Source organism: Granulicella sp. S156, from assembly GCF_009766105.1.
Classification (GTDB): Bacteria; Acidobacteriota; Terriglobia; order Terriglobales; family Acidobacteriaceae; genus Granulicella.
The window spans coordinates 148,442-175,412 of the sequence record NZ_LMUH01000007.1; the positions used below are offsets into that span (position 1 = coordinate 148,442).

Annotated in this window: 27 protein-coding genes; 16 read left to right on the forward strand and 11 right to left on the reverse strand. The window is 56.4% G+C overall.

Annotation, left to right across the window (positions count from 1 at the left end):
* The first annotated feature begins 107 nt into the window (after positions 1–107).
* The 4 genes from GSQ91_RS06375 to GSQ91_RS06390 all read left to right on the forward strand — a co-directional run bounded on the left by GSQ91_RS06375 (position 108) and on the right by GSQ91_RS06390 (position 4,494).
* Positions 108–488, forward strand: a complete 381-nt coding sequence (locus GSQ91_RS06375) for a GntR family transcriptional regulator (protein ID WP_158820424.1) — start codon at positions 108–110, stop codon at positions 486–488.
* Positions 485–1,555: a hypothetical protein gene (locus GSQ91_RS06380; RefSeq protein WP_158820425.1), complete on the forward strand. Its 1,071-nt coding sequence runs from the start codon at positions 485–487 to the stop codon at positions 1,553–1,555. Before GSQ91_RS06375 ends, GSQ91_RS06380 begins: the two co-directional genes overlap by 4 nt.
* Before the next feature lie 50 nt (positions 1,556–1,605).
* On the forward strand, positions 1,606–3,378 hold the full coding sequence (locus GSQ91_RS06385) for an alpha/beta hydrolase (RefSeq protein WP_158820426.1): 1,773 nt from the start codon (positions 1,606–1,608) through the stop codon (positions 3,376–3,378).
* Positions 3,379–3,519: 141 nt separating this feature from the next.
* Positions 3,520–4,494, forward strand: coding sequence for a TIGR03435 family protein (locus tag GSQ91_RS06390; protein ID WP_158820427.1), 975 nt, complete (start codon positions 3,520–3,522; stop codon positions 4,492–4,494).
* Between the two features lie 92 nt (positions 4,495–4,586).
* On the opposite strand, the gene GSQ91_RS06395 is transcribed toward GSQ91_RS06390, so the two are convergent.
* Positions 4,587–5,573, reverse strand: a complete 987-nt coding sequence (locus tag GSQ91_RS06395) for a WD40 repeat domain-containing protein (RefSeq protein WP_158820428.1) — start codon at positions 5,571–5,573, stop codon at positions 4,587–4,589.
* On the opposite strand from GSQ91_RS06395, the gene GSQ91_RS06400 reads away from it, so the two are divergent.
* A complete protein-coding gene (locus GSQ91_RS06400; RefSeq protein WP_158820429.1) occupies positions 5,563–5,853 on the forward strand; it encodes a hypothetical protein in 291 nt (96 codons plus the stop codon). The two genes, GSQ91_RS06395 and GSQ91_RS06400, sit on opposite strands and share 11 nt — an antisense overlap.
* Before the next feature lie 145 nt (positions 5,854–5,998).
* Positions 5,999–6,595: a hypothetical protein gene (locus GSQ91_RS06405; protein WP_216845100.1), complete on the forward strand. Its 597-nt coding sequence runs from the start codon at positions 5,999–6,001 to the stop codon at positions 6,593–6,595.
* Between the two features lie 248 nt (positions 6,596–6,843).
* Here GSQ91_RS06405 and GSQ91_RS06410 read toward each other — a convergent pair whose 3' ends face one another.
* A complete protein-coding gene (locus tag GSQ91_RS06410) occupies positions 6,844–7,488 on the reverse strand; it encodes a response regulator transcription factor (RefSeq protein WP_158820431.1) in 645 nt (214 codons plus the stop codon).
* A complete protein-coding gene (locus GSQ91_RS06415; protein ID WP_158820432.1) occupies positions 7,485–8,639 on the reverse strand; it encodes a sensor histidine kinase in 1,155 nt (384 codons plus the stop codon). The genes GSQ91_RS06410 and GSQ91_RS06415 overlap by 4 nt, the downstream gene beginning before the upstream one ends.
* Before the next feature lie 150 nt (positions 8,640–8,789).
* Here GSQ91_RS06415 and GSQ91_RS06420 point away from each other — a divergent pair, with 150 nt between their 5' ends.
* From GSQ91_RS06420 to GSQ91_RS06430, 3 genes are all read left to right on the forward strand, one after another.
* Positions 8,790–9,275, forward strand: coding sequence for a nuclear transport factor 2 family protein (locus tag GSQ91_RS06420; protein ID WP_158820433.1), 486 nt, complete (start codon positions 8,790–8,792; stop codon positions 9,273–9,275).
* On the forward strand, positions 9,272–10,390 hold the full coding sequence (locus GSQ91_RS06425; RefSeq protein WP_158820434.1) for a serine hydrolase: 1,119 nt from the start codon (positions 9,272–9,274) through the stop codon (positions 10,388–10,390). The genes GSQ91_RS06420 and GSQ91_RS06425 overlap by 4 nt, the downstream gene beginning before the upstream one ends.
* A gap of 308 nt (positions 10,391–10,698) precedes the next feature.
* Complete coding sequence (locus tag GSQ91_RS06430; RefSeq protein WP_158820435.1) at positions 10,699–11,547, forward strand: hypothetical protein; 849 nt, start codon at positions 10,699–10,701, stop codon at positions 11,545–11,547.
* Between the two features lie 73 nt (positions 11,548–11,620).
* On the opposite strand, the gene GSQ91_RS06435 is transcribed toward GSQ91_RS06430, so the two are convergent.
* Positions 11,621–14,050, reverse strand: a complete 2,430-nt coding sequence (locus GSQ91_RS06435) for an ABC transporter permease (protein ID WP_158820436.1) — start codon at positions 14,048–14,050, stop codon at positions 11,621–11,623.
* 287 nt (positions 14,051–14,337) lie between these two features.
* On the opposite strand from GSQ91_RS06435, the gene GSQ91_RS06440 reads away from it, so the two are divergent.
* Both GSQ91_RS06440 and GSQ91_RS06445 read left to right on the forward strand, forming a co-directional pair.
* Entirely contained in the window at positions 14,338–14,721 is a 384-nt protein-coding gene (locus GSQ91_RS06440) for a BlaI/MecI/CopY family transcriptional regulator (protein ID WP_158820437.1), read from the forward strand.
* Entirely contained in the window at positions 14,718–16,619 is a 1,902-nt protein-coding gene (locus GSQ91_RS06445) for a M56 family metallopeptidase (RefSeq protein WP_158820438.1), read from the forward strand. Before GSQ91_RS06440 ends, GSQ91_RS06445 begins: the two co-directional genes overlap by 4 nt.
* 38 nt (positions 16,620–16,657) lie before the next feature.
* Here the strand turns inward: GSQ91_RS06445 and GSQ91_RS25665 are convergent, their stop codons facing one another.
* From GSQ91_RS25665 to GSQ91_RS06460, 4 genes are all read right to left on the reverse strand, one after another.
* On the reverse strand, positions 16,658–16,813 hold the full coding sequence (locus GSQ91_RS25665) for a hypothetical protein (protein ID WP_216845102.1): 156 nt from the start codon (positions 16,811–16,813) through the stop codon (positions 16,658–16,660).
* 73 nt (positions 16,814–16,886) lie between these two features.
* A complete protein-coding gene (locus GSQ91_RS25670) occupies positions 16,887–17,063 on the reverse strand; it encodes a helix-turn-helix domain-containing protein (protein ID WP_216845105.1) in 177 nt (58 codons plus the stop codon).
* Positions 17,064–17,112: 49 nt separating this feature from the next.
* Positions 17,113–17,502, reverse strand: coding sequence for a nuclear transport factor 2 family protein (locus GSQ91_RS06455; RefSeq protein WP_158820439.1), 390 nt, complete (start codon positions 17,500–17,502; stop codon positions 17,113–17,115).
* 126 nt (positions 17,503–17,628) lie between these two features.
* Positions 17,629–18,231, reverse strand: coding sequence for a TetR/AcrR family transcriptional regulator (locus tag GSQ91_RS06460; protein WP_158820440.1), 603 nt, complete (start codon positions 18,229–18,231; stop codon positions 17,629–17,631).
* A gap of 50 nt (positions 18,232–18,281) precedes the next feature.
* On the opposite strand from GSQ91_RS06460, the gene GSQ91_RS06465 reads away from it, so the two are divergent.
* From GSQ91_RS06465 to GSQ91_RS06480, 4 genes are all read left to right on the forward strand, one after another.
* Entirely contained in the window at positions 18,282–19,124 is an 843-nt protein-coding gene (locus GSQ91_RS06465; RefSeq protein WP_216845107.1) for an SDR family oxidoreductase, read from the forward strand.
* Positions 19,125–19,148: 24 nt separating this feature from the next.
* Positions 19,149–19,496, forward strand: a complete 348-nt coding sequence (locus GSQ91_RS06470) for a hypothetical protein (RefSeq protein WP_158820441.1) — start codon at positions 19,149–19,151, stop codon at positions 19,494–19,496.
* Positions 19,497–19,651: 155 nt separating this feature from the next.
* A complete protein-coding gene (locus tag GSQ91_RS06475) occupies positions 19,652–20,860 on the forward strand; it encodes an alkaline phosphatase family protein (protein WP_158820442.1) in 1,209 nt (402 codons plus the stop codon).
* Between the two features lie 95 nt (positions 20,861–20,955).
* A complete protein-coding gene (locus GSQ91_RS06480; RefSeq protein ID WP_158820443.1) occupies positions 20,956–22,935 on the forward strand; it encodes a multicopper oxidase family protein in 1,980 nt (659 codons plus the stop codon).
* A 110-nt stretch (positions 22,936–23,045) separates the two neighbouring features.
* On the opposite strand, the gene GSQ91_RS06485 is transcribed toward GSQ91_RS06480, so the two are convergent.
* The 3 genes from GSQ91_RS06485 to GSQ91_RS06495 all read right to left on the reverse strand — a co-directional run bounded on the left by GSQ91_RS06485 (position 23,046) and on the right by GSQ91_RS06495 (position 26,250).
* Positions 23,046–23,573 carry a glutathione peroxidase gene (locus GSQ91_RS06485; RefSeq protein WP_371417090.1) on the reverse strand — a complete coding sequence of 176 codons (528 nt, stop codon included), beginning with the start codon at positions 23,571–23,573 and terminating at the stop codon, positions 23,046–23,048.
* A gap of 723 nt (positions 23,574–24,296) precedes the next feature.
* Positions 24,297–25,046, reverse strand: a complete 750-nt coding sequence (locus GSQ91_RS06490; protein WP_158820445.1) for an SDR family oxidoreductase — start codon at positions 25,044–25,046, stop codon at positions 24,297–24,299.
* A 172-nt stretch (positions 25,047–25,218) separates the two neighbouring features.
* On the reverse strand, positions 25,219–26,250 hold the full coding sequence (locus GSQ91_RS06495; RefSeq protein WP_216845109.1) for an SDR family NAD(P)-dependent oxidoreductase: 1,032 nt from the start codon (positions 26,248–26,250) through the stop codon (positions 25,219–25,221).
* A gap of 87 nt (positions 26,251–26,337) precedes the next feature.
* Here GSQ91_RS06495 and GSQ91_RS06500 point away from each other — a divergent pair, with 87 nt between their 5' ends.
* Positions 26,338–26,949, forward strand: a complete 612-nt coding sequence (locus GSQ91_RS06500; RefSeq protein WP_158820446.1) for a TetR/AcrR family transcriptional regulator — start codon at positions 26,338–26,340, stop codon at positions 26,947–26,949.
* The last annotated feature ends 22 nt before the right edge of the window (positions 26,950–26,971 follow it).

Sequence of the window (26,971 nt, forward strand, 5' to 3'; positions counted from 1 at the left end):
ATCGTGAAAGCAAGTTCATAATTTTCATGAAATAGATGAGTATCCATAAACAGTTTTGTCTCGCTTGTTGACCGCCCTAAGTGTATGGAGTATACATACACAAGACAATGTTACTGACCATTCAAACCGACGATGCACGGCCGATCTATCAGCAGGTTGCCGATGGAATCAAGGAGCTGATTGCGCGAGGCGAGCTGACGGAGGGCACACCGTTGCCACCGGTGCGGCAGCTTGCAGCAGACCTTGGGGTGAACCTCAACACGATTGCCGTGGCTTATCGCGAGCTGCAGAAGGATGGCCTGATCGTGGTAAAGCATGGCTCCGGGTCGGTTGTGGCTCCGAGGTCACCAACAGCACGGACACAGGGTGAGTTGCGAACGCCGCTTCGGACAGCACTGACGCAGTTTGTGCTGGCGGGATGGACCAAGGACAAGATTTTAGAGCTGGTCACGAAAGAGTTAGAGATTGTCGGGAGGGGTAGCAAATGACAGCTGCACATCTACAGCATTATGCCGTTCTTGTTTACGTATTGTTTTGGGTGAGCAGGATTCGCGGTGTGGTTCGCCGAGGGAAGCAACCGCATCTGCGCGGACCGAATTGGTTCTTCAATGTTCCAGTGCCTGCAGGATTCTATGAAGGGCCTGGGCGACAGATACTGCGTGGGTACTGGCTGCGGATGGCTATCCCCTGTGTATTGGATATACCCGCAATTGCAATGATGCTGACGGGGCATACTTCGTGGCTGCCCTGGGTGATCGTGGCGCTGGTGCCGATGATCCATGGGAATCACATGTACAACGTGAATATTGCCGAGCGGCAAGCCTGGCAATTTGCGAAGCCAGAAGAGGCACAGGCAACAGTCACGTCTACCGTGGGGCTGTCGCTTACGCCGCGAAGGCTGAAGGACTATACGAACTGGCCTCTGGAGTGGGTGATGGCTTTCGCCACTGTCGCCGCAGGGCTTGTACTGGCTCATATCTATCGAACTGCTCCAGAGGAGCATAGTATCCGCGCCGTGTTTTGGGTTCCGGCGTTCTTACTCTACCTGCAGCTTGGGGTCCTGCTTGTGAAGCGGGTGATTGTAACGTGGAGGGCACCCGTACCCATGGCCCAGACGGCTGAGCATATGGCGACCCGCGATGCTATGCGCAAGTACTACCTGCGGATGTGCGACTGGAACCGGATAGTGTTTACGGCAGGAATTGTGTTTCGTCCCGTGTTATTGAGCGCTCCCAAGGCTGAGTCTGAGTTGCTGATCAGGATATGGATTGGGGTCTGGCTGGCGCTCTCGGTTGCAGGAACGGTGTGGATTGAGATACGCAGGAAGCAGTTAGCTGAGATGGGGGTGAAGGCGAGGCCTGTGCGTATGCCCGACCTCAGCGGCCAAGTTGAGATGACAAAGTGGCCTGTGTGTTATCAGCCGGATTTGCCGATGCTGGTATTGCAGGGTGCTCGAGGCTACTCGTTGAATCTGGCCAATACGATTGCGTATCTAGGAGCGGCCTATCTGATTGGAATGGCTTTGCTGCTGATGCTGGCGAGGGTTGGACATTGAGTTCGAGATTGACTAACTAGACAAGAAGAAAAATAGCGAGGAGATGCTCGATGCAAACGAGATGGGGATGGCTTGGCTTAAAAATGGATGTGGTTGTGGCGATTTTGATGGTGCCAATGATGGCAGCGCAGTTGCCGGAGATACATTCGATTGCCGGGGAATGGGACGGGATGATCGGCAAGCAGCATCTGGTGTTTGAGTTTGAGCAGACGCCCGAGAATGGATTGAAGTTGAAGCTGACCAGCGTGGACCAGGGGAACGCAATCGTCCCGGTGGACAGTGTGACCTTTGCCGGGGGGAAGCTCGATGTAGAGATGAAGTCCATCGGAGGCAGCTATGTCGCCACGCTAAGTGCGACAGGCGATTCGCTTGTAGGTACGTGGGCGCAGGGTGCGGCGAACCTGCCGCTGACACTGCATCGGCCGGGAGCTAAGGCTGCCGCTTTTACCCTCAAGCCGCGGACGATCGGCACCGTTCTACTGGAGCCCTGCCGGACGGTAGATGGCAATACCGAGGGATTGTGCGGAACGGTCTCGGTCTGGGAGAACCGGGAGCTGAAGCGTGGACGGCGCCTGGCACTGAAGGTGATGGTGTTGCCAGCGCTTTCAGGCGGTGCTGCGGACGCGTTTTTTCCGCTTGCGGGCGGCCCGGGGCAGAGTGCTATTGAGCTCTATCCGATGACGGGTTATACCAACGCTATCCGCAAGGAGCGTGATGTGGTGCTGGTGGACCAGCGAGGGACAGGTGGTTCCGCGCCGCTCAATTGTGCGTTGCGGGATATGAATAGTGCGCAGGATGTACTGGGAGAGGAGATTCCGGCAGAGCGGCTGAGAGCCTGCCGGAAACAACTGGAGCAGACAGCGGACCTGACGCAGTACACGACATCGATCTTTGCGGACGATCTGGATGAGGTGCGGGCTGCCCTGGGGTACGAGAAGATTGACGTGTTCGGGACGTCCTATGGGACACGCGCAGCATTAGTTTACTTGCGGCAACACGGGAAGCATGTGCGAACGATTGGACTGGAGGGCGTGGTGTCGCCGGAGTACAGGTTTCCGGGGACGTTTTCGCATGCGTTGCAGAGTTCTATCGATCAGATCATAGAACGTTGCGAAGCGGATACGGCGTGCGAGCAGAGCTATCCCGATTTGCGCAAGGAGTTTGATACGTTGCTGGTGCGATTGGATAAGGAACCGGCGAAGGCCGAGGTGACAGTTGGCGGCTCCAAACAGACGGTGACTATCTCAAAGGGACTGTTTGTATCCACACTGAGGCCTGCTCTGTATATGCCACAGGTGATCAGTGCCTTCCCGTTGATGATTCACAAAGCGTATGAGGGACATTGGAACGTATATGCTTCGGTGGCACTCCAAATAAGGACAGCACTCGATAAGGCGATCAATCGGGACATGAGTCTCTCGGTTGTCTGCGCAGAAGATGTTCCTGGGACGACGGAGGCGATGATTCGAGAGGAGTCCGCTGGAACCTATCTTGGGGATTATCAGGTGAGGCAGTATCAACACTACTGCTCGGAGTGGGCGCAGGGACACGCACCCGCAGACTTCCATGCCGCAATCCACTCCGATGTCCCGGCGCTGCTGATCTCAGGGGCGCTTGATCCAGCTACCCCGCCGGAGGTGTCACGAGAGATGTCTCGAAATCTAAGCAATAGCCAGACTGTACTGCTCAACAATGGCACGCATGGGACCGGATCGCCCTGCGTCGATGGGATCGTAGAAAGGTTCGTAGCGACAGCAGCAAGAGTGAATGATTCCTGTGTGGCTGATATGAAACTTGGGCCGTTCTTGACGGAGACGAAGTAGTGATTAGATGTGAGACAAGGTGAAATCCGAGCACCCGCACCATATCTCAGAATTTATGATGGGCAATAGGTATCGTTTCCCCGTATTTACGAGTTTCGTTTTGCCGGTAGCACGAGAATAGGTAAGCACTGGAGGGTTGTGATGCGGAAATGGATGAGGGGTTGTGTGCTTGTGGTGGCGCTGATCATGACGTATACAGCGCAGGGACAGGCGACATTCGAGGTAGCAACGGTGAAGCCGGCAGCGCCGCTTGACATGGCAAAAATGGCTGCGGCGATGCAAGCTGGGCAGGCTCCGAAGCTTGGGCCCCACGTAGAGGGTGGACGCGCAGAATATACCTATATGGCATTGCGCGAGCTGATAGCAATGGCTTACAACCTCAAACCCTATCAGGTGAACGGACCCGATTGGTTGGCTACGACGCGGTTTGATATCAATGCGAAGATGCCGGAGGGAGCTCCGAAGGATGCTGCACCCGCGATGCTGCAGACGCTTCTGAAGGAGCGGTTCAAGTTGACCGCACACCCGTCCACGGAGGAGCAGCCGGTGCTGGCGCTTGTGGTGGCCAAGAGTGGACCCAAACTGAAACCCGCGACGGAGGCACCGACCCCCATTGATGAAAACACTCCGCTGAAGCCCGGTGAGATAAAGATGGACTCCTTGGATGGTCCCATGCGAGTGAAGGTGAACTCAGATGGAAGCACAACCATGAACATGGGCGTAAAAGGAATCTTCGTCCAGAAGATGGACATGCAGACCAAGACTCTGCATATTCAGTCCAGCGCCATGACGATGGCGGGATTCGCAGATATGCTGACCCGACTCACGCAAATGGGCGGTGGTAACAGCAGACAAGTAGTCGACATGACCAGCCTGAAAGGCTACTACGAAGTAAACCTCGATATTTCGCTGGCAGAAATCCTGGCGATGGCGAAAGCAAGCGGGATCGATCTGCCGGCGCGAGCGGGAGGAGAAGCTAGTGGTGACTCCGACCCAGATGGTGGACAATCGGTGCTGGAATCAGTACAGGAGCTAGGACTGAGGTTGGAAGGGCGAAAGGCGAGTGTGAACCGATTAGTCATCGATAGTATTGCGAAAACGCCGACAGAAAATTAGGCATGATGCCATCTTGTGGCTTCTCCGTCGAAGCTCATGGGAATACGAGGGCTTAGCCTACAGTTTTGACGTTTGGTGTGCTGACCCAACCTCTACTGCCTGCCCGGCAAGCTGACGGTCACATGCTTGCCAGTGCCGAGTTCGACGAGAGTAGGGGGCAGCGGCTTGGTAGGATCTTTCCAGTCATTGAATCGGTAAGCCGCTGCCCAGACCGAGTTACCGATCTTCAGCAATGGAAGATCGCTTACGGGTCCGGCTGAGCCGATGTCCTTCTGCGAATCATGGATGTTGCGCAAGTGGGCGCCGGTGGCGTTCTGGCAGGCGAGGACGTTTGGGTCGTATGTCCAGGCGATGCCGCCACCACAGCCCTCAATCTTCTGTGTCTTGAGGGAGCCTCCAACCCAGAACTCCGTGGCATAGGCGGGCTTCCCGTGCCCGTGGGCTGCATTGAGATCTCCAGCAGCCAAAATGCGGTTGTCGGCAGAAAACGCCGGCCTTGCGGGAGGGTCGAGGGCAAGGTCGTCGCCGCGCGTGATGAAGTGAGTTGGACGAGTGCGGCCGGCCGTGGCGATGCGAAGCGTATCCCGTGCCGCAGCGATCTGGTGCCCATCCGGTGAGAGCGCAAAGGTGGTGGCGTGCGCATAAGGCAGCGGATCGGGCAGGTCTTTCGGAGCCTCGATCACGGCCGGCACATCGCGGATCCAGAGATATCGCTTGTCGGCTACATCCCAGGCGAACAAGGTATCGTTCGAAAGCCCATACAGGATGGTACCGTCAGACGAATATAGGAGCTGTGAAACGCCAGCGCCCCACCGAGGGTAGGTCTGTCCGGGAACGAAATCCAGATGCTCGTCCCACCCCAGCGCCGCTGTCTGCTTGCCGGTGTTTACGTCCAGCAGAAGAACGCCGGCCTCGCTAGCGCCCACACCTTGCAGACCGACCGCAACGGTGTGGCCATCCGGCGACATAGCCAACGCTGTGGGTATGTTCTTTGGACTCTGCTGCCAGAAGACCTCTTTGGACCCTGATGCTGCCGCAAAGATCAGATGTTTCCCCGTGTAATCGAGAATGTCGATCACCAGAACAGACCCGCCTGGCGTAGCGGCGATGGATTGCACGGTGCGCGTCAGGTCATTCCCCTCCGCTGTATTGCTGGGCCGCTTCCTCAGCGATAATGAGCCAAAAATCCGTGCGGCACTCCGGCGCGGAGACATTAAGACCGCGCGTCGCGCCGTCAACGGCGGCTCCAATGGTTTGAACGTCTTCATCGCAGCCATGAAGGCGGGGCGTGCCTTTATGCAGCAGCGCGTCGCAGAAGATGCCTCGCAATGCGTGGCTGCACTGGCTGGCACTCGCTAGTGTGGTATCTCTAAAGTTCATTACATAAATCTCGTACTCTTGCGGGGCAAGAGAGCCACCATTTCCAGCAGCTTATATTTCGAACCAGCTTTGAATTATGCTGCAAACTTTAGAGACAGAACTCGAAGGACGCAATAGAATGTCGATGAAACAGCTTGTCATCCGCACCGTACTCACGGCACTAGTGATCGCTTCCCCACTTTGCGCCTTCGCGCAAAAGGCCAGCCTGTGCACAGAGCAGGAGGACTTCCTGTTCACCTGCACGCTGGAGAGCAAGAACATCGTATCCGCGTGCGCTGAGGTCGACGCAGCGCAGAACGGATACAAGTCGATCGTCTACCGATACGGTACCAAGGACGCGATCGAGCTTTCGATCCCAAAAGCTCCCACGGATTTCCGCACTGTGATCCGGGTCAGTGAATGGACCAACAAGCAGAGCAGCAAACTCACCGAGGATGATAGATATCTTCGTTTCCTGAACGGGCGTTACAGCTATCTCACCTATACCTCGACCGGAAACAATTTCGACATCGCGGGCCTCGCCATCTTCGATGGAGCGAAGTTACTGAAGAACGAGAAGTGCCAGCCCGACAGCTTCGATAGTCATATGCTCAGCTTCAACGAGCTCCTGAATCTTGGCGTGCGAGAAGAAGAGGCCGCTGGAGAGAAGAAACTCTGGAAAGCCATCGCGCCTCCAGGTTCCGCTGTTCTGCGTCATCCATCCGAGATGCGCTCCAAATAGAAGCTGGCATGCGCCTCGTTACCGTGTCCTGTATTTCTTCGATGAAGCCCCGGGCCACTCAGGGGATCGTGCCTCGATGAGCGCATTGCCCTGTTCTCAATAACTAAGAGCTAGCATGATCTCTAAATCCGATGGGATCCTCGCGCTTCCCTGTGTCTTGCCTTCGGCCTGAATTCTTCCATGCGAGGTGATCTTCCGCAGCTTCACGGGTATACGCAATTGGTTACAGAATGATGAAATCGCCTGGCCTAGATATAGCCATGTTGGATAGCCTTGAGGACTGCGCGTGTGCGATCTCGCACCAGAAGCTTTCCCAGGACATTCGAGACATGGTTTTTGATCGTTCCTTCCGATAGCTTTAGCACTTGAGCGATTTCATGATTGCTATAGCCTCCCGCTAGCAAACGGAGAATTTCTATCTCGCGAGGAGTGAGGGCTTCGGTAGGAACTGATCCGCCGGGTTCAGACATGGAGTATCTCGCTACACCGCTGAGTACCCGTTGCGTCACAGATGGATTGAATAGATTTCCTCCTGCCGCGACTATGCGGATGGCCGCCGTGAGCTGCACCAGCGACACATCTTTGAGCAAGTACCCCCTTGCACCTGCCTTGAGGCCTTCGAGCAGAACCGCGTCCTCGTCAAAGGTCGTGAGAATGATGGTAGGCGGAAGAGAACCGATCCTCGCCAAAGCTCGAAGCACGTCCGCGCCATCTGCCTTGGGGAGACGCATATCCAGCAGCACGACGTCCGGATGGCAATCGGTAATCACTCGTGGCGCTTGCTCGCCGTCCTCGGCGATCGCCACGACGGAGATATCGTCCACTAGGTCGAGCAGACTTTCCAGGCCTTGGCGAACGAGCGTCTGATCCTCAACGATGCACACCCGAATCATCCGTTCAACTCCATAGCGACGGGAAGATAGGCGCGAATGCGAAAGCCATCGCTCGGTTCCGATCCAAAGCTAAGCTGGCCACCAAGCTGTTCGAATCGGGTCTTCATACCGGAAAGACCTACGCCGGGCACGGCGGATGGATTTCCTCTGCCGTCGTCGCGAGCGAGGATTTCCAATCCTCTGCCGACTGCAGCAATCTCAATCCAGAGATTCCCCGCGCGTGCATGCTTCAACGCATTGGTAATGATCTCCTGCACACAACGCAGCAGAACCTCTGCGCGCCAGGCGTCATCGATCTCAAGATTCGCCGGGCACGTCACATGAACGTTGATATGCGGCATGTCCCGGCTAAGGGCTTCTAAGGCACGGCGCACGTCCATGTTTTCAAAGCGGCGCAGGGCGTTGACCACGCCCCGAATATCACCTAGCATGCCCTTCGAAATGTTCTGCGCCTGTTCGATAGGCCTCTTCGCCTCAGCATTCACCTTATGGCTTGCAACTTCCAGATGAAGACTGAGTGCGGTGAGACTGTGACCGAGCAGATCATGCAGTTCCTCTGCGATCTTAACCCGCTCGGCTCCACGGGCGCTCTCAGCCAGCAATTCGCGGGCCGCTTGGAGTTCGGCGTTCGTCCGGCCTAGATCCTGCCGCAGCGCGGCTTCACTGCGGGCTACAAAGGCGCTCACCATGGCGAACGCCTGGAATCCGATGTAGGAGCCGGTTGCGGCCCAACCCCAACCGAAATCGCAGGTTGGCGCGTAGATATAGAGCAAAGCCGCTGTCTGTAGTACGCCCCAGGCGGTCGCGGTTGGCACAGAGAAGAAGAGGGCGAGCTGCCAAGACACGATGACAAGAAGAAATCCGAGAAAGTAGCCCGGCAGCAGATCAATCATTGCTAGCGCCGCCATGCTTTCGAGCAGGAGCGCCAATAGTCGTATCTTCCCCTCCCTCCCCGATTCGAGCCTTGAACTGAACCACAGCGCAGGCCCAAAGACCGCGAAGGCGAACAGCCAGAGAGCGAAATCGCGGGGAGAAAAGCCGTGGTATTTATGACGCAGAAAACCGAGGACCACTGGAACGCCGAGAAGCGCCCATGTGCCGAGCGACGCAAACCGCAGAACTCGATGAGAGGCTCCCGACAGGACCATCATGAGATTATTTCACCAGCTGCCGGGAACTGCATGTGCCGGAAGTCATGGCCTCTTCGCCTGACTTTCGGCACTGGTGATGATCATTGTGCGTCGGTATTGTCTTTTCAGGAAAGCCGCTGTCCGGTTCAGTCCCATGGTCGAAGGAGCAAAATGAAAGTTAAGAGGTACATCACGGCGTTGACCATCTACATGACGCTCATTGTCGGCGCTGGCGGGCAGACAGAAACGTCGACAAGGCGCGACGACCGGAGTGAGATTCGCCAGGCCGCGCTCGACTACATCGAAGGTTGGTATTCCGGTGATGCCCAGCGAATGGAACGAGCTCTACATCCCGAACTGGCGAAACGGATGGTCTCTACGGATGCCAAGACTGGCAAGAGCAGCCTCAATCAAATGGGCGCCATGACTCTGGTTCAGAATACAGGCAAGGGCTACGGCACGCACTTCCCTAAAGACCAACAACTAGAGACCATCACGATACTGGATGTCGACCGCGACGCAGCCAGCGTCAAGATCGACGCCGCCACTTGGATCGACTATCTACAACTTGCAAGGTGGAACGGAGCGTGGAAAATCGTGAATGTCTTATGGGAGGTCAAACCGGCAGACCGGGCACAAGGGCAGGAGCAGAGATGAGCAATTCGACAATCGAGAATGATGTATCCGTGCGGTTCCGTCTTCTCAATTCCTTTCTTCTTTTCTATAGCATTGCGCTCGCAGGTCTTCTACCCGCACACGCAGCGGCCGCAGCGCAGGCCCCGGCACCATGGCAGATCTCCACACCGGCAAAGTCGGGTCTCGACGAAACACGTTTAGCTTCTCTTTACGTGAGCATCCGGGACGATCCGCGGCACGACCTGAAGGGGATCGTGATCTTGCGTGACGGCAAGCTAGTGGACGAAGCCTATTTTAACGGGGACGGCCCTGGGACTTTGCACGATATACGCTCGGCGACGAAGAGTATTACCGCAACCCTCATGGGCATTGCTATTCAGCGCCGCTTCATCCACAGCGTCGATGATCCAATTGCAATGTATTTACCAGGGCTTCCGCGCGACGGGAAGCAGGATATCAGGATTAGAGACCTGCTCAACATGCGGTCCGGACTTGATGCGAACGATGAAGATCCTTCCAGTCCCGGGGACGAGGACAATCTTGATCGATCTACCGACTGGATGAAAACCGCATATGAGATTCCGATGAAGACAAGGCCGGGGACACAGTATCAGTACTGCTCTCTGGACGCGTTCTTGACAGGAGCAATCGTTGAGAATGCAACGCGCATGCCACTCGACCAGTTCGCAAAGAAAAATTTGTTCGGACCGATTGGTATCAAGGAGTTCGAGTGGAGGCATGTTCCGGTAAACCGGACAACCGGTCAGGGGAACCTGAAGATCACCGCGCGTGATGCTGCTGCAATTGGCGAGCTGTTCCTGAATGGAGGGCGCGTTCAAGGGAGGCAGGTGATACCTGCGGATTGGGTTAGAACGAGCATGGAAAGCCAAGTCTCGATCTCGTCCTCCGATCCTTATGCAGATCACTATAGCTTCATGTGGTATACCAAAACGGAGTTCACAGGGGATCGGCAGATCACTGTACATTTCGCCTCTGGAAATGGCGGAAACAAGATCTATGTAGTTCCATCTCTCCACATGGTCATTGCAATCACATCGAGTGCGTACAGCACCAACTATGGGCAGCGTCGGTCGCAGGACATCTTGCTGGCTATGCTCGCAGCAGCACACCCCTGAAGTGGCTCGACGAGTGCTAAATCGCCAATGCGCTCATTGACAAGCGATGAGTACCGATGAGCATCTCGTGGCGATTGCGGCACATTGCACTGGATGACGGCATATCGGTTTATCCAGCATTTGCCGCGCGAAAAGCAGGCCATGGAAATATGTCTCCTCGTGCCCCCTCAACTCGAACCATCGCCACCGTGAGGGGCTTGTAACGGATGTCTCAGGTCCACAAGGTAACGCATGTCCCGGTACAACTCATGAGCCACCCGCCCCACTCAGCGCACATATTCGCTAAATCTTCGCCTATCATGGGGAGTATGCCGATTGTCGAACAATCTCTTTACGATGTCCCGAACGGTATAAGCCTGCGGACCGAACTGAGCCTCCGAAATCTGCGGTTCGCAACGACTCATGGGCTTGTTTATGAACGCACCGATGGGCAGGTTCCCAGCATTCTCTTCGGACAGGGAGAGGATGGCCGGCATGGAAACTTTCACCCACTCTCGTACGAAAGCATTCGCGCTAACGAAGAGTGGGTGAAGCGGCTCGGCAAAGTGCATACGGCTTCGAAGCGAGCCAGGGTTCGCGCGAATTGGCAATGGAAAGAACTGGACTGCTCCAATAGCTCCGATGCGCTCCTGATGAATATCTTTTGCCATCCGGAGGTGATGCCCCGTGCCGGTGTTCGCGCCATGCTAGGAATCGAATCGAATACGGTGCCGGAGTTTGGCTTTAAGCCTCGCACGCCCCTAACGGGCGGTCGACGCGACAATACCGAGATCGATATGAGAGCCGGTGACCTGCTGGTCGAAGCGAAGCTTACCGAGTCGGACTTTCAGAACGCGAGGACCAATCTGATCTCTCGCTATCGTGATCTGGAATTGGTCTTCGACGTGTCAGAGCTTCCGTTGCGGAATGGAAAGCAGAGCGGCTATCAATTGATACGAGGCACGCTCGCAGCCTATGCCACTGGAGGCTCGTTCTGTGTCTTCTGTGATTCTCGCCGTCCTGATCTGATCGAAGGCTGGTACCGTGTCATGCGTGCCGTGCATCTGTTCGAGCTTCGGTGCCGGCTCAAGCTGCTTACCTGGCAGGAACTGGCCTCGGACCTTCCAGGAGACCTTCAGCTGTTCTTAGCTGACAAATACGGTATCCGTGGCTCCTGAATGGCTTTGCGAAAAGCCGCCCGTTTGGGGTCGGTCAGAGTCCACACTTTCGCGAGCAACCAATCGGTTGTCGCTACTCGCTTCGCAGTATGGTTGCAGGATCAACAGACGCGGCCTGCCGCGCCGGTGCCAGCCCTGCTATCGCGCCAACAATGATCATGATGGCCATCGCCAGCATCGATGTAGAGACTGCATCCGGACCGAATTCTGTAAAGAAGTGCCGTAGTGTGGACGTCGCGATGTTGGATAGGACAAGACCCAACGCCAGACCTATACCAACCCACAGGAGTGCACCCCTCATCACCAACGATAGAATTTGACCTCGCTGCGCACCGAGAGCCATACGAATGCCAAATTCGTTCTTACGCTGCATCGTCACGTAATGGATCAAGCTATAGATGCCGACCAGCGCCAGGACCAATGCCAAGCCGGCGAAGGCTGATAAGAGCCAGACGACCAACCGACGGGAAGCTAACGAATCGTTCACCCGGGATTCCAGCAAGCTGATATCGAATGCGGTCTGTGTCGGATCTGCGGAGGACACAGCCAGTTGGAGCGTTTTAGTGAGTTCATTCGGGTCCTTGTCGGTGCGGATCAAGAAACTCGTGGCCTCATTGGGAAATTGAGAGTAGGGATAGTACCGCATCCCCTCGCCTGAATCCTGTTCGAGCGAGTCCGGCCGGACGGCTTCGACTTCTCCGACGACTGTGGACCAGGGGTCACTGCTTGAAAGCTTAAGATGCTGCCCTATCGGGTTCTGATTGGGCCAGTACTTGTGTGCCAGCCTGCTGTCGATCACCACGACTGGCGCAGTGTTGGCGCGATCGCTGTCGCTAATCCAGCGGCCAGCGAGCAGGGGAATCTGCATGACCTTGAGATAGTTTGCCGTCGCAGTCGTGAGTTCGCTATGAGGTCCCGGATCATTGGCTGTTGTTGGTTGTCCTTCTATATGAAAGGAGCCTGCTCCCTTTTGATCGCTGAACGGCAAAGAGGTAGTAGCAGCCGCGGATCTGACACCAGGACTGCCCGAGAGGCCGTTCAATACAGCGGTTACAAAGGCTGTTTGATGCTCTTGATTGTCTCTATAGGCATCACCCGCGTAATACACGGTGCCGGCAAGGATGCCGTGCGGGTTGAACCCTGGGTTCACCTGCTGGAGTTGCTTGAGACTGGTGAGAAACATGCCCGTTCCCACCAGAAGCACAAAGGCGAGCGCGACCTCGGAGACTACGAAGAGGCTGCGGAGCCGCTGCTTTTCAACCGAGGTGGTCATGCTCCGTCCGCCTTCGTGCAGGTTCAACCTCTTCTGAGAGATAGCCTGTTTGATGGCCGGTCCCATTCCGGCGATCAAGCAAGTCAGAAGCCCAACTCCGGCAGTGAAGAGCAAGACTTCCGCAGAGGTCTCCACAACGTAGCCCTCTGCAAGGCTATGCGGAATGACCCACAGCAACAGCTTTCCGCAGATTGGTCCCAGGAGGATGCCAAAAGCAGTTGCCACACTGCCGAGGATGACCGTTTCCGTCATAAGCTGTTGGACTAATCTGCCTGCGGTTGCGCCCAACGCAGTTCGGATGCCGAACTCCCGGGTCCGCGATGAAGCGCGAGCCAGGAAGAGACCGGCCACATTGGCAGCAGCAATCAACAACACGAGAATAACTACCCCGAACAAAACATAAAGCGGCTTCCGAAGCGGGCCTGCGGCAAACTCGGTAAGAGGAGTAGCCGCCATGCTCCAGCCGGATTTCAATCCGAATCCGGCCTGCCCTTCGGTGAAGTGTTCTTCCCGAGTTTTCTGCTCGAGGCCTGCTCGTAGTTGCTCGATCTTGATCCCGCTGCGCAGCCGAACAGCCGAGTAATAGTTTTCGTTGAACCGATTTTGCACATCGTATGCATCCGGGGAAAGCCCCAGCGGAGTCCATATCTTGACTCCTCGTGGCCAACTGAAATCGCTTCGCATCACACCCACGACGCGGTAGTTTTTCTGATTCAGAGTGATTGTGCGCCCGATGACGCTGGGGTCACCACCAAAAGCATTTTGCCAGATGCCATAACTGAGTACGGCTTCCTGATCGGCTCCCAGGTGGTCTTCTGCTTCGACGAAGGTCCTTCCGAGAATCGGTCTCGCGCCAAAGACGGAGAACCAATGCCAGGATACCTGTGCACCATCGAGATGCTGGGTGGCTCCGTCTTGTATCAGGTTGTACCCAATGGGCTGCTCAAGTGCAGAGGTTTCAACCTGGGCTTTGAGAGACGAAGCATCTGCGTAGTCCGGCACGGAGACGACTGGGAATTTGACGCCGAGGTTTGCGTACTCCGTTCGCAACATGGCTACCCGCTCCGGCGCGTCAACGCCAGCGGGGTGAATCAGTACTGCGTGGATCACGCTGAATATCGCGGTGTTGGCTCCGATTGCGAGGGTGAGAATGACAATGGTCATGATGGCGAAACCCGGTTCTCTAACCAGTCGCCGCAGCGCCAGACGTACTTCTCCGAAAAACGCCATTTGTATTCCTCCACTCCTCGAATGAGGCTTTGTGTGATCTACTCGCAATTTTCGAGCCATTCTCTCAGCGCTCAAGTAACTGAAAACATGAGGTCGATCAATCGCGACAACCCTCTAAGTAGTTCGATATTGGGCATCTCCGTCCATTTCCGGACATATTCATGCGTGTGCGCCGAATCGCTTGATTCAATTTCGCATGTTTCAGGGCCCACGTGCCCTGCTCTGTATTTTGATCTTGACAACATAAGACACGTGTCATAGAAAGTAAGACATATGTAGGAGAACCTATGCCCGGACCGAAGTTGTCGAAGCTTGAGATGCAGATTATGGAGACGCTCTGGACGCGGGGCGAGGCGTCGATTCGCGAGATGGTGGAGGCGTTTCCGGTGAAGAAGCGGCCTGGCTATACGACGATTCAAACGATGGTGTATCGTCTGATCGCCAAGAAGGTGGTGCGCCGGGCTCGCAAGGTGGCCAACTTCTATATGTTTGCCGCCGCTATATCGCGCGATGCGGCGCAGCGACGGTTAGTGGATGAGCTGCTGGCGATCTTCGGTGGCGAGTCGCGACCGGTGGTGGCACACCTGATCGACGCAGGCAAGTTGAGCCTGGACGATGTGGAGTTTGCCGAGAGGACGTTGAAGGGGTTGAAGGAAGAGAAGGAGGCATGATGATGCAATCTCTGACTTCGATTGCGCCGATAGTTGCGAACCATCTATGGCAGTCAACCGTGTTTGCAGCTGCAGTGTGGCTGGTGACTCTACTGCTGCGCAGGAATGCGGCACGGGTAAGGTTTTCGCTCTGGCTCGCCGCCTCGATTAAGTTTCTGGTCCCCTTCTCGCTATTAGTCGGCCTGGGCGGATTGCTGCCACAACAGCAGCACGTTGAGGATCAAAGGCCAACGATTGTCTATTCCACGGTGAATGCCATGGGGCAGCCGTTTGCGGATTTCAAGGTTCTGGCTGCGGACTCTCCTGCACACCGTATGGGTTTGCTGGAACGAGTGAAGGCTGATGCGCCGGTCATGCTCGCGGTGATATGGCTTTGCGGCGCAGTGGTGGTGGTGCTGGTGTGGTGTGTGCGCTGGCGACAGATGCGGCGGCAACTGCGGCGGGCGGTGCCAGCGGTGGAAGGTCGCGAGTTTGAGGTACTGCGGCGGATGGAGCGTGGGGCAAGGGTCTCGCTGCTATTGTCGAGGGACTTGATGGAGCCGGGGATCTTCAAGGTGTTTCAGCCGGTGCTGATCTGGCCGGAGCAGCTATCGGCGCGGCTCGAGGATGAACACATCGAAGCGATCATGGCTCATGAGCTGGTGCATGTTAGGCGGCGCGACAATCTGACTGCGACGCTGCACATGCTGGTAGAGGCGCTGTTCTGGTTTCATCCGATGGTGTGGTGGATGGAGCGGCGGCTGGTGGAGGAGCGCGAACGTGCGTGCGACGAGGCCGTGGTGGAGACGGGCAGCGATGCCACGACGTATGCGGAGAGTCTGTTGAAGGCCTGCCGGTTTTGTGTGGAGTCTCCTCTGGTTTGTGTTTCAGGAATTACTGGCGCGGACCTGAGCAAGAGAGTTCGCTCGATTATGACTCTGCGGCTGGAGAGGCTGAGCCCGATGATGAAATCTGTGTTGGCGTTGCTGCTGCTCATTGCTGTTACCGGGCCCGTATTCTTCGGTGCGCACTATGCGGAACTAAGAGCGCAGCAAGCGGTAGCCGAGGACTGGCAGAGGGCTGCGGGCGGGAAGATGGCGTTTGAAGTGGCATCGGTACGGTTGAATCCTGGGCAGAGTGGGCTGTCGAATTTTCGGCTGAGTACTGATGATGCCTATACGCCCACGGGTGGGCTGTTGACTGCAGATTCTCCGCTGTTGACCTACATCTTATTCGCGTACAAGTATTTGCCAACGCGTGAACAATTTCATGAGCTCCATCTTCCGCAGTGGGTACAGGACGATAGTTATGAGATTAATGCGCGAGCCCCAATAACGAATCCGACAAAAGATCAGATGCGGCTGATGATGCAGGCCTTGCTGAAGGAGCGGTTTGGGCTGGTGGCGCATCTTGAGACGCAAGAGACTCCGGTGCTGGAGATGACATTGATCAAACAGGGAACTCTGGGGCCGCAACTGCATCGGCATGAGGATGGGCCAGCTTGCGATCTTAAGGTGACGACGGTTCATGGCGAAGAGCAGAAAGATACGGATGTATTTCCGTCGCAATGTGGTGGCATTGAGGCGGAGAACAGACCGGACCACATGATTCTGTTGGGTGGGCGGGACACCACGATGGAGGTCATGGCCAAGTCTCTTCAAGTTGGCAGATTGGGCCGGTCCGTGGTGGATGCGACCGGATTAACCGGGAAGTATGACTTCACACTGAAGTGGACGCCAGCTCATGGTGATTTCGGGCAGGATCCTCGGACGACATCTCCAGACGCACCTGCGCCTGAGCCGCAGGGAACGACATTTCAGGAAGCGTTGCAGGAGCAGCTTGGAATAAAGCTGAAGCCGGGAAAAGCCCCGCTGAAGGTAATGGTGATCGATCATGTGGAGCGGCCTTCGGAGAACTAACCCCGGGACTACTTCCTACGAATCGGTTCCGTTGTTCTTTAGATTTCTGCCGGAAACATGCACTCGATCCGAAACTCCTGCGCCGTGATGTCTTGCGGCAGGCCCACGGTAGAGATCATCGAGAAATAGGAGATCCTCTCGCTGCCTCGAATAAAGGTGATGGGCAGGACTGCGGTCTGACTCTTTCGAGCCACACTCAGTTCTTTGACTCCTGGTACTTCTTCAGACGGTCCACCAGCTCCGTCGTCTTCTGATCGGTGGCGTGCCCTACGGCCTCTCTATAGACACGCTGCGACCGCTTTCCACGAAGCTGATGTGGCGCTGAGAGATACCTGTGTCCAGCGATAGCTCGAGCTGGCTCTTCCCACGCTGCTGTCGCCAGTAGCGCAGGAAGCCGCCCAGTTCGTGTTCCGGTTGTTGCCTGGTTTGAGTTAGAGAGTGCATTCAGTTACATCCTGACGATCAGTCGTTTGGATAGAGTCTATGCCTCCTGCTAGAACTGGACGGGGCCTACGGATCCTATCCAGCTACGAACCTTCGACGGCTCTGCCTCGTCCATGTAGAAAAAGTGGGTCATGACGGGCTTTACGGTGGGCTTACTGCTGTCATCAGGCTTCATGGTGACGATGCCGCGAAAGATCTTGATCGATCCACCGTCCCAGTATTCCACTACATCGTGGTGCGCCGTGAACCCTGTGTCGATGAAGGCGCGGAGGCTTTCACGGATCGTCTCACGTCCATTCCATTCCGCAACGCCAAGCCGGCATGTCGCGTCCTCTACAAAGCAGTCAAAGCCTTTGCCGAAGGTCTTGTCATCGATCTCTTTCCAAAAAGCCAATAGCCATTCCGGGGGTGCGGTCTTGTTGATGGTTAGTGTTGTCATCGTGTTCTCCTAAGCTGATATCGATCTACTGCTTTCTCAATATCGGCGCTTTGGGAGGCGCTCGCAATTACATCGGAGGTAATCGGGGATGCAACGCTGCTCCACAATTGCCTGCGTATGCAGCGATCAGTCTCGGGGACGCAGCCCCATGATGATCTGTTCGACCGTTTCGCGAGCCAGGCGATCCAGTGGAGCACCGAGCAACGCTCCATTCTGAGACAGCGCGATCAACCCGTGAACAGCCGCGAAAGGTGCAAGGGCAAGACGAATGGGATCGCCAGGAATGACTCTGCCAGCCTTCTGTCCTTCGGCGATGAGTTGTGGACCGGAATAGAGCGCGCGTTCGCTGGCCTCCAACAACTCCGGGGGAGCGTCGGGATGGTTTTTCGACGCAAACATAAGCTCAAGCAGAACGGGATGAGTGCCGGCAAAACGCACCATGGAGCGGACGACCTTGACCAAACGGCTATCAAAATCGGCGTCTCGGTCGGCAATGGCACGCGCCAAGACGTCGCCATATTGTTCGAACCCATGGATGGCTAACGCATTCAGCAGAGCCTGCTTGTCCGCGAAATGACGCCGGAAGGCAGAGTGGCTCACCTCGAGATCTCGGCTGAGTTCGCGCAGGGACAGGTTCTGGCTCCCGTGGGTTTCGAGGCTCTTGAGTGCGAGCTCAATGACCGCATCTCTCAGGTTTCCGTGATGATAAGGACGTTTCGGGGTCTTCACTCTATTAGTTTCCCACTCAAGTTGAATCCAAGCCTAGTCTTCGGGCATCTATGTATCCATTGACAACATTGTGTCCACCGGGCACATTAGATGATGAAGGAGGAATTATGAAAGTTTCAGGAAACACCATTCTGATCACCGGTGGAACATCCGGGATAGGCGAAGAGCTTGCAAAGCGCTTTCTAACACTCGGCAACACAGTTATTGTGACCGGTCGAGATGCGGCCAAACTTGACCGACTGAAGAAAGAGCAGCCAGCTCTGCACACGATCCAGAGCGACGCCAGCGATCCGACGGCCATTGAAGCGCTCTATGAAACGGTGACCCGGCGGTTCCCGAAACTTAACGTCCTGATCAATAATGCCGGCATCATGCGCAAGATTAATCTTCAGGACAATAGCGGTGATTTGAAAGATATCGGTCTTGAGATAGAGACCAATCTCCTGGGAGTGATTCGCATGGTGAAGCAGTTCCTTCCCCATTTGAAGCAGCAATCAGAGGCGGGGATCGTCAATGTTACATCGGGGCTGGCGTTCTCGCCCTTTCCGATCTCTCCTGTTTATTCGGCTTCAAAGGCAGGACTGCATTCGTTCACACAGTCGTTGCGGGTGCAACTGAAGAACACTCGCATCAAGGTCTTTGAACTTGCTCCGCCTGCGGTCGAGACCCCGCTGGCGAACGCCTTTGATGCTTCCGACACGAAGGGCGGGCCGCCGATGATGAAGGTGGATAAACTTGTGGACCACGCCATCAAGGGCATCCGGAGAGACCAACTCCAGATCATGCCGGGATTCAGCCGGGTGTTAAACCTGCTGGGCCGGGCACTTCCCAAACTTGCCGTGAGAATGGCGAGCGCTCCTGTCGATGCCATGCTCGCGCAAACGAAAAGCTAAGGACTTGGAGGAGAGGATTCGGCAATGACGATCAAATTGATAAGTACGGCACTCATCCTGATCACGATCTATTTTTGCATCAGCCATGGGAGGGCCATCCTTGTGGGCAGTTCTCAAACTCGGGAGATGTTCGCACGCTTCCATATTGGGCGCCCGCTCCAGGTGGTCCTCGGAGTTCTGACGCTTCTCGTGGTCATCTTACTGGTGTTTCCTCAGACGTTCGTCGCGGGAAACCTGCTGAATCTGGCTTTGATCCTTTCAATAATGATATTTCAGCTGCGAAGCCGAAACATCAAGGGAGCGCTGATCGAGATCCCGTTTCTCTTGATGCCTCTCCTGATGATTTACCTGCGCCATCCGTTGCGTCGATAGCCACGTTCAACCCATTCCCGAGACTTAAACTCACGATAAAAACTGGTAACGTTCATATCCCCTTCATTTACATAGTGTTCGATGAGAGCTATTGGTCTTGCGCGGCCCCAAGCAAAACCCTGACGCCCGTGAACAAATCTATAGAGGTAATGGATATGAAGAAACAAGTTTTAGTCCTCGTCTCATCGCTGCTTATGTCTATACCGGCACTGGCCGGTGAAAACAACAGGGAGCCAGTTCCCCATGGCTCCGTGCCGAAGTTGGACCATGTCTTCGTCATCATGATGGAGAACCATCTGCAGCAGGAGATCATTGGCAATCCCAATGCTCCGTTCATGAACCAGGAAGCCGTGGAGGCGGGCCAGGCGACGAACTACTACGGCGTAGGTCATCCCAGCCTGATCAATTACCTGGAACTGACCGGCGGTTCCAACTTCGGCATTACCAACGATGACCCGCTCAACTGGGTCAGCGGCCCCTGCCACTCCAATCAGTATGCCGACGATTGTAGCGGCGCTGTGGATTCGATCTCTAACGATGGGGAGGACGTAGCCACCCCCGCGACCGCGCCGAGCGGCGGCTGCAACGGCCAGATCTCCTTTACGGGCACGCCTGTCAATCACAACTGCGCGCTACGCAACTATCCGAGCATCAACTACACGCCGAAGACGATCGCGCACCAGCTTGTAGCGGCCGGCCTAAGCTGGAAGGACTATCAGGAGAGCCTGCCGACGACCGGTCCGCGTGTCGATGGTGTGTATTACTCGGATGGCAATTTTTCCAACCTTACGCCGAGCTCGTTCTTCACCTCCAACAGCCCGACGCCTGTGGTTTCGCAGCTCTATGTGACCGATCACAATCCCTTTGTGTTCTTCGCCGACATTCAGCAGGGCTACGATCCGCTTCTGTCTGAGGCACAGGTCCAGGAGTGGAACGGCGCGGACGGCCTGTATCATGACCTCGCGACTGGCAACGTCCCAAACCTGTCCTTCATCGTTCCCAACAAGTGCCATGACATCCACACGGTGGGCGGCCAGGCGAACACCTGCACCGACCAGCAGGCCGATATTAAACTCGCCGACTCTGTCATCAAGCAGGTTGTGCTTGCCATCAAGGCGTCCAGAGCCTGGCAGCAGGGTAACAATGCAATCGTCATCGTGTTTGATGAAAATGACTACTCGAACAATCTCAATCGGGTACCCTTCATCGTCGACAAGAACTATGGCAGAGCTGGTACTCAGGTGTCGGTTCCTTACGACCACTTCGATCTCCTGCGCACCCTGCAGGCAGGTTTCCGTCTTCCCTGCCTCAACCATTCTTGCGATAGCACGTCTACCCTGATCAGCCTGTTCAACGACAAGTAGACAGCTCTGGCTGTCCTCTACCCTCGGGATCCGCTCGCATTCTTTGCGGGCGGATCCTTCTTTCAATTCGTCGCATCTTCTGGGAGCACAAACTGTTGGCTGTAGTTACCTCTTCTTCGATCAGGAGAATCGTCTGGATAGCAGTATCTCTCGCTGTTTGTCTCGTCTGCAGAAACGCTGCTGCGGATCGCGATGAGTACAACGGTCTTGCCTGGAATCCTACGTCCACACCGGCACATCCTTGCGGAGTCGGACTTCCTCCGCGCGGCAACTTTGCCCATGATCGCTGGGTCAATGCTCGCAAGCCTACCGTCAAGCTGGTGGTGCGTCAGGAAGGAACGACGCTTTGCTACGTTATAGACGGAGTTGCCGAGGCGCCCACCATACGTGTCAAGCAAGGCGCAACACTGACGATTACGCTACGCAACGAGATCACAGACCCGGCCGCGCTGGCCAAGCTGCTGCCTCCCCTCGTGCTCCGCGACCGTCCGATCAATGCTGTGCCAGCGAGTGCTGGAGTGGTTGCGGTGATTCCAGGAGAAGCGCATGTGCCGACAGGGCGCACAAACCTGCACGTACATGGATTTGCCGTACCGCCGGTCGCGCCGCAAGATGAAGTGCTGATGGGATGTGCCGATCCCGCAGTGGGCGATACAGGTTGCGGACATCGCGAGATTACCTATCACTACCAAATACCGCAGGATATGCCGCCGGGGCTGTACTGGTATCACCCGCATGTTCATGGAGAGGTGCAGGCACAGATGCTGGCGGGTTTGACCGGTGCGATCGTCGTCGAGGGGCCAGACGATCACGCGAGAGAAGATGCCGGCATTGAGGATCGGGTGTTCATCGTCCGGCAGCTGCGCGACAGCGATACAAAGAATCCTTCCGCTGCTGTGCCGCAAACTAATGGCCAGATGCACATGGATCACAATTCGATGATGGAGCATGGTGCGACACCTAGTGCAGGGGGAGAAGGCGGGCAGGGCGGACAGATAGATACGCGGCATGAACTAGGCTGTACAGATGCGGCAGCTCTGGACAAGATCACGCTGAATGGTGCGCCTGTGGTGGATGGTGAGCCAGCCGATAAGGATCTTGCGCCTCTGCATATAACGGCAGGCACAACGCAGCTATGGCGAGTTGTGAATGCAGCTACCGATGCCGTGCTCAACCTGGCGTTGATCGACGAAGCCGGGAAGCCAGTGCCGATCCGCGTGGTCGCGCGCGATGGTGCACCGCTAACCGATGATGCCGGTCAGCCGACGAAGCTAGTCGCCACCACTGCCGCGCAGATGGTGCCGCCCGCCGGGCGTGTAGAGTTTCTGGTTACGGCGCCGAAGCTGGGAACAAAGGTGTACTTCGTCACCCATGCTGTGGATACAGGGTGCGCAGGCGATCTGGTACCGGAACGGCGTCTTGGTGTTTTGACCAGCCTGCCTTATACCGACGATGGGACGCAGGCTGCGGCCTCTGATCCTCCGCGCAGCAGCACGCCAGACTTATTTGCAGGCTTGCTGGCACGCAAAACGGACCGCACTCGGGTGATCGCCTTCGCCGAATATCCGCGCCCAGGAGACTCCGACCAGACCGACTTCTATATTGCCGAGAGGCGGCAAGGTGCGGTGCTCAAGCCCTATGAGATGTCGGACGCGCCAGCCATCACCGTAACGGCCGGATCGGTTGAGGAGTGGACGATTGAAAACTGGACTCGTGAGATCCATGCGTTTCATATCCACCAGCTTCACTTCCGCGTATTGGCCGTGAACGGCCAACAGCAGGTTGAACCTCCCTTGCTGGACACGGTGATCGTACCCACAGCGACGGGCTTCGATCGAACCGATGCTGGATCAGGGCCTACGCCAGGAACGGTGCGCATTAAGGTCTTCTTCCCCGAGACGATGGCGGGAGACATCCCATTCCACTGCCATCTTGTGGACCATGAGGACAACGGCATGATGGGTGTGCTTCGTGTGCTGCCAAGCACGGGCATAAACAACAGCAGCGCGACTCCCAAAGCGAATCATGGGGAGATCTCGTTCCACAAAGCCGAAAACCAGCAGCCCTCACCATAGGAGTAACCCATTGAACTCTGATCGCTCACGGTCTGTGAGCAACTCGATGACGGTCCTTTCTTCAAAAGAAAAACCCGCTTTTAAAAGCGGGCTTTCAAGCATCGCAGCGACTATGGCTTCAGCGCAGACTCGATCGCCGAGATCACCTGTGGCGAATCCGGCGTCACGGCCGGCTCAAAGCGAGCAATCGGCTGTCCGTTGCGCGCGATGAGGAACTTGGTGAAGTTCCACTTGATCTCGCCGCCAACGTTGGGCGCCGCAGTGAGGTATTGGTAGAGCGGCGTCTTATCGTCGCCCTTTACCGAGACCTTCGCCATCATCGGAAACTTCACGTGGAACTTGCCGCTGCAGAACTCTCGGATCTGTGCATTGGTGCCGGACTCCTGGTTGGCGAAGTTGTTCGCCGGCACTCCGACGATCACCAGGCCCTTGTCCTTGTACTTCTCGTAGACGGCCTCGAGCGCGGTGTACTGCGGCGTAAATCCGCAGGCGCTGGCGACGTTGACTATCAACAGCACCTTGCCCTTGTAGGCACCCAGCGTGGTGGGGTCACCATCGATGGTGCTCAGTTTGAACTTGTAGACGGGCGCGCCGGCATCGGCCACAGCCACGCCGCTGAGGAACAACAACATCAGCATCAGGTAGATCTTTCGCACGGGCGACTCCAGAAAATCGTTATGTGCCCAGTGTAACTGGGCGGCTGATTTAAGCGGCAGCGCCGTCGCCGATGTTCGTACCAAGTGTCGTATACGATCGACAATGCAAACGGCCAGCAGCACGAAAAACGGCGTTTTCGGAAACGTCGGATGCGAACTTGGCGAAAAGCCACTTTGCAGGAACGAACCGCTATTGGTCACCATAACGGCGTTTATCAGGAGTCATCACGACGATGGCCTCTCGCCGACTATCAATGAGAGCATTAGCCTGTTTTCTTCAATTGGGAACGCCTGGTCAGGCAGCCCATTCATCAAATCGGCGCATGATCTCCATGAGCTTGCATCCCAACAGGATGAGAGAACCCCACAATATGAACGGGACGCCATAGAGTAGGAGATGCTTGCGCGAACGGGCTAACTCAAACACCCGCATTTTCACGATGGCGTATACGTTCGCTGAGAGATAAGCAACGACCAAACAGCTCACTACCAAGTTATGCATCTTGTTGCTCCTCCTTTTACCGTGGGAGTTCCGCGCCGGTCGTAAAGGTCGCGCCGAACGCGATGTTTCCTCTTGAGAGGAGCGTGCAGTGGCAACGACCGAGCCGCCGCCACTGCGTTCGCTATTGCATCAAGTGCGCAATGGTATGCGAGTCATTGAAGACCGTTCTCGATGCCAGCTTGCCCTCCCGGACGGTCCACAACTTAGAGTTGAGACCATCCTCCGTCTACCGGGATCTCTATTCCCGTCGTGTAGGTCGCATCAATCGCCAGGAACGCCACGGCCTTGGCAATTTCGTCCGGCTGGCCGAGACGCTTCATCGGAACGCTTTGCGCCATCTGAAGGTAGACCTGATCTGCCGCCTCCTTCGGCATTCCTACCTTCTGGAGTATGGCCGTCGATTCAATTGGACCCGGGCTCACCGCATTAACACGTATTCCACGGGGCAACAGCTCAGCGGCAAGGCTCCGAGTAATTGAACGAAGCGCTGCTTTAGCGGCGCCGTAAGCGCTCAAGGGTGCCACCGCCTTCACGTTGGCCATCGAAGTGGTAAAGACCACCGAACTTCCTTCCGGCATGAGCGGCACCAGTTTCTGGACGATGAAATACGGTCCCTTGGCGTTCAGGTTGAGCATCTCGTCGTAAACTTCCTCAGTCACCGCCTCAAATGGGATAAATCGACCATATCCCGCGTTGACGAACAGCACATCGAGCTTGCCGAACGTCTTCTTGACCTTCTCCGCTAAGGCATCCATATCGGGAAGCGAGGTCGCGTCGCTGTGGATTACGACAGCGTTATCGCCAAGCTCAGCCTGAGCCGATTTGATCGTTGCAGCGGTGCGCCCAGTAACGATCACGCGGGCACCTTCGCTGATGAATAATTTGGCAGTCGCCAAGCCAATGCCGGTAGTTCCGCCTGTGATGAGTGCTGTTTTCCCTTTGAACCTATCCATGTTGTCTCCTGTGTTTATCTGTCTTACAGTATTACGTACGCGAGAGTACGATAATCACAGTGGCAATGCAAGCAATTTCGTACTCACTGGTAACTAATAATTGGGAAGTGCGCCCGAGGACGTCCAAAAGGCTTTATCCCCGACGAAGCACTCGACGGCGCCCGGCGCTCCTTCAGGACACCGCGCTAAAGGATGCTGGGTAAGACAAGTCGACGCCTGAGACCTCGACGACGGCCTGCCACGCGGCTTCCTGGTTGGCGCGATCGTGAAAGTGTGGGTGGTGCATCGCCTCAATTGGGCCGGTGAGCTTCTTGGGTGCCGAGGCGAAGAATTGCCCCGAGACGTCGGTTCCGAACTCCGATGCCTGGAGGTATCGATGGGCTGCGGTCTCAGGAGTGTGAGACATGCCGGGGATAAGCTTCACCAGCGGAACCATCAGCCACTTCAAGGCCGTGCCAGCGTTTCGCAGCCCCTTGGTGTCGGGCGTGCTACCAGGCGAGACGGCGTATACGGCCATGCCGGGAGGTAGCTGGCGCGCAAGCGCCGCCGCCCACCAAGCGACGACGATCTTCGCGTCGGCGTACGCCCGGTTGGGCTCGTACTTCACGTTCGGCCCGCTGCGCATCAGGGCTTCCACTGCGGCGCTTCGGTCGCCCTGGTGTTGCGTGGCCGCAAGGGCCGCCACGTCGGTGTAGCTGAACAAGGGTACGTCCCCTCGAGCGGCTTCCGAGCCGGAGATAACAATCCGCGCGTTGGGGCCCAGCAGGTTGGCGCGGAGCAACCCAACCGTCAGTTGATGATGGCCGATTAGCGGGGCCTGAGCCGCCTCGATGCCTGCCGCAGTGAGCACGCGCTTCTTACCTGGGATCACCCCTGCATTTAGCAGTAGGAAATCGACCGGCCGACCTCGCTTGACGAGCTCGGCTAGCGCGGACTGAACGCTGGATGGCGTGTCCAGCTCCAGCTCCAGCGGCGTGAAGACCTGCATTTTGGTCTCAGCCTCGAGCTGAGCGGCCGTTTCCTGGACCCGAGCCAGGCTGCGTCCGGTGACGATGATCTCGCGCCAGCCCTCTCCGGCAAGAGCGCGGGCTGCCGCATAACCGAGTCCGGAGGTGGTGCCGGTGACGAGAGCGATCGAATGTTCCATGGGTGGCGCCGTGGTGAAGGGTGAAGGTCGTGCTGTTTTTCGTTTGAAACTATCCATGGTTGTCTACTGTGTTTATCTGTCTTGCAGCATTACATACGCTAGAGTACGATAACAACAGATGCAATGCAAGGAGTTTCGTACGCTATGGTAACTAATATTGCGAAGCGCCATCCAGGACGTCCAAAAGGCTTTATCCCCGACGAAGCACTCGACCGTGCCGTTGAGATGTTTTGGGAGCATGGGTATGAAGGAGTCGACGTGGATCGGATCGCGCGCGCCGTGAACGTCACCAAACCCGCGCTATACCGAGCCTTCGGAGACAAGCCCACCTTGCTGCTCAAGGCGGTCGAGCGCTATGCGCTGACGTATGTAGCTCCCAGAATGGCAGCATTTCAAGCGGAGCCGGACATCCACAAGGCCGTGACTGCCTTTTGCGAGGCTACCGTCAACACCGCTACTGGCGACGCTCGCGGCGGCTGCATGATGGCCGCCGCTGCGCTGGGACAGTCGGAGCGGGTAACGGAGATCCGTTCGTGTACCGCGAAGGGCCTCACCGCATCCGCTGATATTTTCGCGAAACGTTTCGAGCAGGAGATGAAGGCGGGGCGCCTGACTCGCACACCCTCTGCCAAGGTGCGAGGCCGTGCGCTCGTTGACTTGTTGCAGGGTTTGCAGCTTCGCGCCAAGGTTGGTATTGCGCGCGAGCAATTGCTGCAAGACGCCCGGAGCTATGTGCCCCTGATTCTAGGCAAGTAAATGTAACGCACTTCTCGGGGGA

Bases quoted from the DNA above. Each gene is read 5' to 3' on its own strand.
- GSQ91_RS06375 (WP_158820424.1), top strand. From the start codon at position 108: ATGTTACTGACCATTCAAACCGACGATGCACGGCCGATCTATCAGCAG.
- GSQ91_RS06380 (WP_158820425.1), top strand. From the start codon at position 485: ATGACAGCTGCACATCTACAGCATTATGCCGTTCTTGTTTACGTATTG.
- GSQ91_RS06385 (WP_158820426.1), top strand. From the start codon at position 1,606: ATGCAAACGAGATGGGGATGGCTTGGCTTAAAAATGGATGTGGTTGTG.
- GSQ91_RS06390 (WP_158820427.1), top strand. From the start codon at position 3,520: ATGCGGAAATGGATGAGGGGTTGTGTGCTTGTGGTGGCGCTGATCATG.
- GSQ91_RS06400 (WP_158820429.1), top strand. From the start codon at position 5,563: ATGTCGATCACCAGAACAGACCCGCCTGGCGTAGCGGCGATGGATTGC.
- GSQ91_RS06405 (WP_216845100.1), top strand. From the start codon at position 5,999: ATGAAACAGCTTGTCATCCGCACCGTACTCACGGCACTAGTGATCGCT.
- GSQ91_RS06410 (WP_158820431.1), bottom strand. From the start codon at position 7,488: ATGATTCGGGTGTGCATCGTTGAGGATCAGACGCTCGTTCGCCAAGGC.
- GSQ91_RS06415 (WP_158820432.1), bottom strand. From the start codon at position 8,639: ATGATGGTCCTGTCGGGAGCCTCTCATCGAGTTCTGCGGTTTGCGTCG.
- GSQ91_RS06420 (WP_158820433.1), top strand. From the start codon at position 8,790: ATGAAAGTTAAGAGGTACATCACGGCGTTGACCATCTACATGACGCTC.
- GSQ91_RS06425 (WP_158820434.1), top strand. From the start codon at position 9,272: ATGAGCAATTCGACAATCGAGAATGATGTATCCGTGCGGTTCCGTCTT.
- GSQ91_RS06430 (WP_158820435.1), top strand. From the start codon at position 10,699: ATGCCGATTGTCGAACAATCTCTTTACGATGTCCCGAACGGTATAAGC.
- GSQ91_RS06435 (WP_158820436.1), bottom strand. From the start codon at position 14,050: ATGGCGTTTTTCGGAGAAGTACGTCTGGCGCTGCGGCGACTGGTTAGA.
- GSQ91_RS06440 (WP_158820437.1), top strand. From the start codon at position 14,338: ATGCCCGGACCGAAGTTGTCGAAGCTTGAGATGCAGATTATGGAGACG.
- GSQ91_RS06445 (WP_158820438.1), top strand. From the start codon at position 14,718: ATGATGATGCAATCTCTGACTTCGATTGCGCCGATAGTTGCGAACCAT.
- GSQ91_RS25670 (WP_216845105.1), bottom strand. From the start codon at position 17,063: ATGCACTCTCTAACTCAAACCAGGCAACAACCGGAACACGAACTGGGC.
- GSQ91_RS06455 (WP_158820439.1), bottom strand. From the start codon at position 17,502: ATGACAACACTAACCATCAACAAGACCGCACCCCCGGAATGGCTATTG.
- GSQ91_RS06465 (WP_216845107.1), top strand. From the start codon at position 18,282: ATGTATCCATTGACAACATTGTGTCCACCGGGCACATTAGATGATGAA.
- GSQ91_RS06470 (WP_158820441.1), top strand. From the start codon at position 19,149: ATGACGATCAAATTGATAAGTACGGCACTCATCCTGATCACGATCTAT.
- GSQ91_RS06475 (WP_158820442.1), top strand. From the start codon at position 19,652: ATGAAGAAACAAGTTTTAGTCCTCGTCTCATCGCTGCTTATGTCTATA.
- GSQ91_RS06485 (WP_371417090.1), bottom strand. From the start codon at position 23,573: ATGCTGATGTTGTTGTTCCTCAGCGGCGTGGCTGTGGCCGATGCCGGC.
- GSQ91_RS06490 (WP_158820445.1), bottom strand. From the start codon at position 25,046: ATGGATAGGTTCAAAGGGAAAACAGCACTCATCACAGGCGGAACTACC.
- GSQ91_RS06495 (WP_216845109.1), bottom strand. From the start codon at position 26,250: ATGGATAGTTTCAAACGAAAAACAGCACGACCTTCACCCTTCACCACG.
- GSQ91_RS06500 (WP_158820446.1), top strand. From the start codon at position 26,338: ATGGTAACTAATATTGCGAAGCGCCATCCAGGACGTCCAAAAGGCTTT.